The sequence below is a fragment of the Nitrosomonas sp. Nm132 genome (assembly GCF_900100485.1).
Lineage (GTDB): Bacteria > Pseudomonadota > Gammaproteobacteria > Burkholderiales > Nitrosomonadaceae > Nitrosomonas.
The window spans coordinates 1-7,994 of record NZ_FNDH01000069.1; the positions used below are offsets into that span (position 1 = coordinate 1).

At 57.9% G+C, this 7,994-nt stretch carries 6 protein-coding genes; all 6 read left to right on the forward strand.

The features are described 5' to 3' along the window. Positions 1 to 704 (forward strand): IS630 family transposase (locus BLP80_RS13835; RefSeq protein ID WP_143002305.1); only part of this gene is annotated, 704 nt, incomplete at its 5' end. A gap of 136 nt (positions 705 to 840) precedes the next feature. Beyond that, the gene (locus tag BLP80_RS13840) at positions 841 to 1,044 is read left to right on the forward strand and encodes a helix-turn-helix domain-containing protein (RefSeq protein WP_090544211.1); all 204 of its coding nucleotides are present in this window, start codon (positions 841 to 843) and stop codon (positions 1,042 to 1,044) included. Beyond that, positions 1,041 to 3,119, forward strand: a complete 2,079-nt coding sequence (locus BLP80_RS13845; RefSeq protein WP_218120462.1) for a type I restriction endonuclease subunit R — start codon at positions 1,041 to 1,043, stop codon at positions 3,117 to 3,119. Before BLP80_RS13840 ends, BLP80_RS13845 begins: the two co-directional genes overlap by 4 nt. 12 nt (positions 3,120 to 3,131) lie before the next feature. After that, positions 3,132 to 3,770: a type I restriction-modification enzyme R subunit C-terminal domain-containing protein gene (locus BLP80_RS15990; protein WP_218120463.1), complete on the forward strand. Its 639-nt coding sequence runs from the start codon at positions 3,132 to 3,134 to the stop codon at positions 3,768 to 3,770. A 20-nt stretch (positions 3,771 to 3,790) separates the two neighbouring features. Then, a complete protein-coding gene (locus BLP80_RS13850) occupies positions 3,791 to 6,268 on the forward strand; it encodes a type I restriction-modification system subunit M (RefSeq protein WP_090544213.1) in 2,478 nt (825 codons plus the stop codon). Next, positions 6,265 to 7,923, forward strand: a complete 1,659-nt coding sequence (locus BLP80_RS13855; protein ID WP_090544215.1) for a restriction endonuclease subunit S — start codon at positions 6,265 to 6,267, stop codon at positions 7,921 to 7,923. Before BLP80_RS13850 ends, BLP80_RS13855 begins: the two co-directional genes overlap by 4 nt. The last annotated feature ends 71 nt before the right edge of the window (positions 7,924 to 7,994 follow it).

Sequence of the window (7,994 nt, forward strand, 5' to 3'; positions counted from 1 at the left end):
TCTCGTCGCATGCCGTTTGGCGGGTCTTGCGACAGGAAGGTATTTATTTACAGAGGCAGCGTTCCTGGTGCGTCAGTACCGATCCCGAGTTTGCTGCCAAAGCCGCTGATATTGTGGGGCTGTATCTGGCGCCGCCGACCAACGCGTTTGTGATCTGCGTGGATGAAAAACCGGGCATCCAGGCTGTGGAGCGGACAACCGGCTATGTGGAAACCGATAACGGGAAAATCGCCAGGGGTTGCAAGAGCACTTACAAGCGCCATGGTACGCTTAACTTATTTGCGGCCTTGCAGGTTGCCACGGGACAAATCCACAGCGCGACAACCGACACCAAAACGCGCGTGGATTTTTTGGCCTTCATGGACCAGATTGTCGCCGAAACTTCACCTGATCAGGAGCTGCATGTCATTCTGGATAACTACTGTACCCATAAGCGCAACAAGGAATGGCTGGCAAAAAATCCCAGAGTCCACTTTCACTTTACACCCACTTCTGCCAGTTGGCTGAATCAGGTAGAAATTTGGTTTGGTATTCTGAGCCGCAAGGCCTTGCGCGGCGCCAGCTTCTCCAGCGTCGCCGAGTTGCGAAACGCCATTGAAGCGTTCATCGCCAAGTACTCGCAAAACCCACAACCTTTCAAATGGCGTAAGCGGGAAGTGCGCGGCAGTCAGCTCAAAAATACTATCGTTAATTTACGCAATTAAGCACTAGAATCTGGAGAAACGGCCACCTTGGCCGTCAAGCACCCATGCATCCTTTTCGATGGCCGCTAAGGCCACCCTCTGTTAGACTGATGACGATTTAACACAACTTTGAGGCTTTAACCTGAGCGCCAATGCCATGACAACCGAACCGTGGGTCACCGCCGAGCAAGTCGCCCAGCATCTGGGCGTCGCGAAGGACACTGTCTACCGCTGGCGGGAGCGCAAGGGCCTGCCTGCGCACAAGATCGGGCGGCTGTGGAAATTCCAGCTGTCCGAAGTCGACGACTGGGTGCGCGCGGGCGGGGCTGAGGAGCATGAGGACGGAGGGGGTGCTACATGACCCCAAGCCGCAATGAAGCGCAGACAAGGATTGAAATCATTGATTCACAGCTTGCTCATGCCGGCTGGTCTCGTAATAGAAAAACCCTGGTCGAAGAGTTCCTCCTTAGGACAGCCGAGCCAGATAGCGCCTATGGAAACGAGCAGTTCGCTGACTACATCCTTCTCGGTTCAGATGGCAAACCGATTGCTTTAGTCGAGGCCAAGCGATCGTCTCGCGATGAACTCGCCGGAAAGCGCCAGGCCGCCGACTACGCTGATGCAATCAAAGCCAAATTCGGAAATGATCCCTTCATCTTCCTCACCAATGGCAAAGAGATTCAGCTCTGGGACCGTGAACGCTATGTGCCCCGAAAGGTCTCCGGCTTCTACACGCGGGACGATTTGGAGCGGCTGCGTCACCAACGGCAGTTCGCCCAGTCGCTGGGTAGCGTCACCATCAATGCGGACATCGCAGGCCGCGACTACCAGAACGAAGCCATCCGCCGCATCACGGAAGGGGTAGACACTGCCAAGCGCAAGTTCTTGTTGGTAATGGCCACTGGCACGGGCAAGACGCGAACCACCATCGCGCTTGTCGATACTCTGTTGCGCTCCAAGCGTATGCAGCGCGTACTATTCCTGGCTGACCGTCGAGAGTTAGTGCGCCAGGCCATGTCAGAGTTCAAGTCTCATCTGCCGAACGAAAGCCTTGCTCGCATTGAGTCCGGCGAAACATCCGGTGCGCGCATTCAGCTCTCTACCTATCCGAGCATGATGCAGGTGTATTCACGCCTGTCGGTGGGGTATTACGACCTGATCGTCGCAGATGAAAGCCACCGTTCCATCTATCAGCGCTACAAAGCCATATTCGATCACTTCGATGCCATCCAGCTCGGGCTGACCGCTACCCCAACTGACTATATCGACCACAACACTTTCGAGTTGTTTGACTGTGGTGATGGCGCCCCCAGCTACTACTACAGCTACGAGCAGGCAATTGCGGATAAGAATCTGGTGAACTACCGGGTCTTGGACGCGCAAACCAGTTTTCAGCTCCAAGGTATCCAGGGTGACGCGTTACCTGAGCCATTGAAACAGATGGCCCGCGATCAAGGCGTGGAAGTCGACGAACTCAACTTCGATGGCAGTGACATCGAAAAGGGCATCATCAACCAGGGTACCAATGACGCCATGGTGCGCGAGTTCATGGATAAGAGCCGCAAAGACGTGCGTGGCCTACCACATAAGTCCATCATCTTCGCGGTCAGCCATGCTCACGCCAAGCGGCTGTATGAAAGTTTCAACCGCCTGTACCCAGAGCTGCAGCGCCAAGGCATGGCTGAAATCATCGACAGCCACATGGAGCGCGCCGACGCCACATTGGATGACTTCAAGTATCGCGCCATGCCGCGTGTCGCCATCTCGGTCGACATGCTCGACACCGGTGTGGACGTTCCGGCGATCCAGAATCTGGTATTCGCCAAGCCCGTCTTCAGCAAGGTCAAGTTCTGGCAGATGATCGGGCGCGGCACGCGCTTGCATACCGACAAAGCCACCGGCGAGATCAAGAAAGACTTCCTGATCATCGATCACTGGAAAAATTTCGCCTACTTCAAGCTCAAGCCCGATGGCGAGGTCGACCACCCCAGCGAGCCGCTTCCAGTGCGCCTGCTCCGCCTTCAACTTGAAAAGTGGCAACTGCTGCACGCCCAGCAACAAGACACGCAAACTGCCATCGCCGATTTGCGTGCCATGCTGCAGGCGTTACCAAGGGGCAGCATTAATGTGCGGCCACATTGGGATGAACTTGACGCGCTGGCGCAGCAATGGCCGGCGCCCAGTCAAAGCGCAATCGAACATCTATCCCAAACCATTGCGCCCCTGATGCGCTTGGCCCCGCTGGCAGGCCTGGACGAGCTCCAGTTCCGCATCTGGTGCGAGCGGCTCACCGTAGCCTGGCTCAAAGGCGATGCGGCTGAACTGGCGAAGGTGCGCGAGCGTATCCAGGAAGCAGTGGGCAGCCTGGCCGAGAACATCCCTCAGGTACAGCGCGTGGCTGAGCAACGCGCCTGGGTGCAGTCGGCCGGTTTCTAGCAGCACCTGGATATGGCCCGCCTGGTCACCCTGCAAACCGTGTTCGCCCAGCTGATGCGCTACCGCACCAGCACGCCGGGCCACACCGTGGAAGTTAATCTGCCTGACAGCATCACCCAACGCAGCTGGATCATCTACGGCCCCACGGGCGAAGGCGCCTTTGCCGAAAGCTACCGCGAACAAGTGGAAGCCTTGGTACGCCGGCTGGCCGACCAGCTTCCCGAGCTGGCCAAACTCAAAAATGGCGAAAGCTTGGCCGGCGAAGAGCTGGAACGTATCAGCGACACGCTAAACCAAGCTGACCTGTTTGTTACCGAGGACACCCTGCGCAAAGCCTTCGAAGCCCCGGCCGCATCGCTGGCCGACTTTCTGCGCCACATGCTGTGTGAGGGCGCGCACCTGCCCAACCGCGAAGAGCGCATCAACGCCGCATTCGACGCCTTCATTGCCGCACACGGCTATTTGCGCGCCAACCAACTTAACTTCCTGCGGGCAGTAAAGGCCGCCGTCCTGCGCCACGGCCGCATTACCCGCGCCGCGCTCAGCGAACCGCCGCTTTCACGTGTGGGCCGCGTTGAAACGCTGTTTCCGCCGCAGGACATCGACGAACTTATCGACCTGGCCAACCAGTTGTTGGACGAGGCCGCCTGATCCATCAAGGACACCACTGAATGCTTGCCCCTCATATCAAGAAAAAAGTCGATGAACTCTGGAACCGCTTTTGGGCTGCTGGCCTGACCAACCCCTTGGTGGCGGTCGAGCAAATTACCTATTTGCTCTTCCTCAAGCGCCTGGAAGACATCGATCTCAAGCGCCAGCAACGCGGTTTCCCCTCGATCTATGCTGGCTACGAATCCTGCAAATGGAGCTACATCCGGCAGGAGAAGACCAACCCTAGCCACTTGATCGACGTGGTGTTCCCCTGGTTGCGTGAACTGGACAAGCACTTCAGCAGCGCCAGCGCCGACGGCACCGAACTGGCCAGCCTCAACAACCGCATGACCGATGCCTACTTTCAGCTCGACCCCAACAAGGGCAAGGTGCTGAGTGATGCCATCGACGCCATCGACCAGCTCTTTGCCCGTGCCGGCGAAGGCTCTGCCGCGCAAGACATCATGGGCGACACCTTCGAGTATCTGCTCAGCGAGATGGCCACGGCCGGCAAGAACGGTCAGTTCCGTACCCCGCGTCATTTGATTCGTTTTATGGTTGAGCTACTTGATCCCGAACCCGGCCAGCGCGTCATTGACCCGGCGGCTGGCACCGGTGGCTTCCTGTTCAGCACCCAGCAATACTTGATGCGCAAGTATTCGGCGCAAGACAACTTGGTACTGGAATGGGACGGCACTCCGCACCGCACCGATGGTGCCGCCGCCACACCCGAGCAATATACCGCCATCCACAACGGCGCCAACTTCGTCGGCCTGGACAACGACCGCACCATGGCCCGCATTGGCTGGATGAACCTGGTGCTGCACGACGTGACCGACCCGCACTTGCTGCAGGGCGATTCACTCAGCAAGCGTGAAGGCAAGGATCAGCTCAAGCAACTGCTCGAATCAGAAAGCTACGACTTTGTGCTGGCCAACCCGCCGTTCACCGGCACTGTGGACAGCGGCGACCTGGAGCCCGATTCGCTGTTGTTCCCCCGCGTGGGCGGTGGCGGCAAAAAGAAAGACGACTCCATAACCAACAAGAGCGAGCTGCTGTTCCTGTGGCTGATGCTCGACCTGCTGCGCGTGGGCGGGCGCTGCGCCGTGATCATTCCCGAGGGCGTGCTGTTCGGCAACACCGACGCCCATGCCCGCCTGCGCCGCGAGCTTCTGACCGAGCACGTGGTGGAAGGCGTCATCTCCTTGCCCGGCGGCGTGTTCCAGCCCTACACCGGTGTCAAGACCTCCATCCTGATCTTTCGCAAGGAAACTCGGCGCGACGATAAGCAAGCCCTCAACGGCGCGGTGGCCCCGCGCACGGAGCATATCTGGTTCTATGAAGTGGAAGAAGACGGCTACTCGAAGGATGCCAAACGCAACCCGCGCCCTGGCCAGCAAAACGACCTGTGGGATGCCCTGGAGAAGTTCAAAGCCTGGCTCGCCCATGGCCGCGAGGGCGCAAAGGTCAACGAGAAGACCCTGCTACAGCCGAGCTATTGGCCCGAACGCTGGCGGCAAGCGCTGTTGCGCGACACAGCCGAAGAACTCACCCCTGCCGGTACAGCCTTTGCTGCGTCGCCCGACACCAGTATGTGGGACGGCCAAGTCTGGGGTATTCATGAACTGTTTCCAGAGCTGCCCGCAAGACCAAGCGATGCAGAAACTTACGTAATCTCCAGCGCACAAACAGCCCTTGGCGAACTGATCGTTAAGCGGCTTGCTCCGCTGGTGGGGGCTGCCTACCAGCGAGACGGAAATCGCAGCGAAGAGCAAACAACTAAAGATTGGGATAAGGCCATCAAGACATTTGAGGCCGATTTCAAGCGCACAGCCAAAGAATGCGAATCCTTTTTCGAGAAAGAAGATTCTCCGGCACTGGTGATCTGGAAGGATCTGGTGAAAAGCCAAAAAGTCGACTTTGAAATGACACAACGTGCGCTGGGCCATTTCCATAATGGTGCGACGTATTCAATCAATCCATCCCCAGTGATACCAGCATTTCAACCCGCCCAACAGTTGCCGGATGAGGCGTGGCGGACAGGTCTGTTTGCTATAGCCCGCGAAATCGCCAAGCTCGACGGCTTCGACGTCACCCTGCGCAGCCTCGCCATTGACCAGCTCACTGAACTCAAAGCCGCCAAGCACTGGGTGGTGCCGGTGCGCGCCTGGGCGCGCAATGACGAATGGCAGAGTGAAGGCGGCCAGTTTATCGGTTCGCACGACGCCGATGGCTTGGTGCGCCCGGCCTATGTGCAGGCCATGCTGGCCGATGGCCTCTACGACGACAAGGGCGCGCTCAAGGACGGATTGCTCGAGCCCGATTGCATCGAGGCCCGCGAGTGGAATCTGTCCGCCGGCCAATATAAACCCTTCGACTTCACTCAGCTCAAAAGCGACAAGAGCGTGGCCGAGCTGATCGGCACGCTCAAAACCACCGAGCAAGACATCATCCAAGGCTTGGACAAGCTGCTGGCAATGGTGGAGGGGCGGGAATGAAGTTGCCAGAGACTTGGGTAGAAACCACGGTTCGCGCCGTTGTTGAGGACTTACAGCCCGGCTTTGCGCAGAGGCCAGGCGAGGAGGACGAAGGCACAACGCCCCAGATTCGCACTCACAACGTGACGCCGGATGGCAAGATCAGCCTGGAGGGCATTAAGCACATCACAGCCAGTGAAAAGGAGCTGGCACGCTACTCACTCGCAGTGGGTGACGTTGTTTTCAACAATACCAACAGTGAGGAGTGGGTAGGCAAAACAGCCGTCTTTGACCAAGAAGGCGAGTATGTTTTTTCCAATCATATGACGCGATTGCGCACCCGCCGTGATTTGATCTGCCCCGAATATCTTTCCGGCTATTTACACCTGCTCTGGTCGATGGGCTACGCCAAGACCCGAGCCAAGCGTTGGGTCAGCCAGGCAGGCATTGAAAGCGACACTCTCGCCTCATTTAAGGTACCTCTTCCCACACTCCCCGAACAACAGCGCATCGTCGATGTGCTGCAGCAGGCAGATGCGGTGGCGAAAGCCAAGCAATCGATCAGCGATCAGGTCGATCACTTAATTAGGACTGCTTATTGGGAATACTTTGGGGCGTGGTACATCGCTGACGGTCTGACTGATCCCGTGCGAATCAGCGACTGCATTGCGGATTCCCAATACGGTGTTTCCGAGGCCATGGAAGAGCGCGGCTCACACGCGGTGCTGCGTATGAACAGTATCACCACCAGCGGCTGGCTGGACTTATCCGACCTGAAATACGCCAGCTTGTCCAAGAAGGATATCGAATCGACCGATTTGCAGGATGGTGACCTGCTGTTCAATCGAACGAATTCCAAGGAACTGGTCGGCAAGTGCGCAGTCTGGCGGCCCCCCGCTGGGGCGTTCAGCTTCGCGTCGTACCTTGTGCGCTTACGCTTGAAGAAGGAAATGCTGCCCGAATATCTCTGGGCCACTTTGAATAGCGCCTACGGGAAATACCGCCTTTTGAACTCGGCCAAGCAGGCTGTCAGTATGGCCAATGTGAGTCCCACAGACTTGGGGCGTATCACGGTTCCACTCCCTCCGCAGGACCTTCAAGAAAAGTTCGCTGGATTTGTGCATGTCGTCGAAGGGCTCCGAGAACAAATGCTAGGCAAGCTAGAAGCCTTCGCAGAGTTGCAGGCCATCGTCAGCCAGCAGGCATTGATCGGTGATCTGACCACCCAATGGCGAGAGGGTCATGCAGCCGAAATCGCCGAAGCAGCCCGCACACGTGATGCCCTGCTGCGCGAACGCGGCGCCAAGATCACCCTCAGCGCCAACGCTGTGGTCACTGCCATGGGACAAGCCGATCTCACCGTACGCCCCACCCGGCACTGGCTGCTGGGCGAGCTCAGCGAATTCCAGCGTCAGGTGCTGGCGGCCTTTACCGAGCATTGCCAGCAAAGCGGTAAGCCCTTACTGGTCGAAGACCCGGAGGAATTTTCCCGCTTTTGCGACGACGCGGCCGTGACCGAGCGCCTGCAGGCCTTCGGCTTGTCGCACGGCAACCGCATCCGCCGCTCGCTCAGCCAGTTGGCAGCCCTGGGCCTGATCGCCAAGATCACCTTACCCAAGCAAGATCCCGAGAGTGGCGAGCGCGACTACCTCAGAAGCTGTCTGGCAAAACATTAGACGCATTTTGCAAGTGTTATTTTCATCATGGCGATTCGAATCATATTTTCGGCAGTGCCTGGCAGGATCTC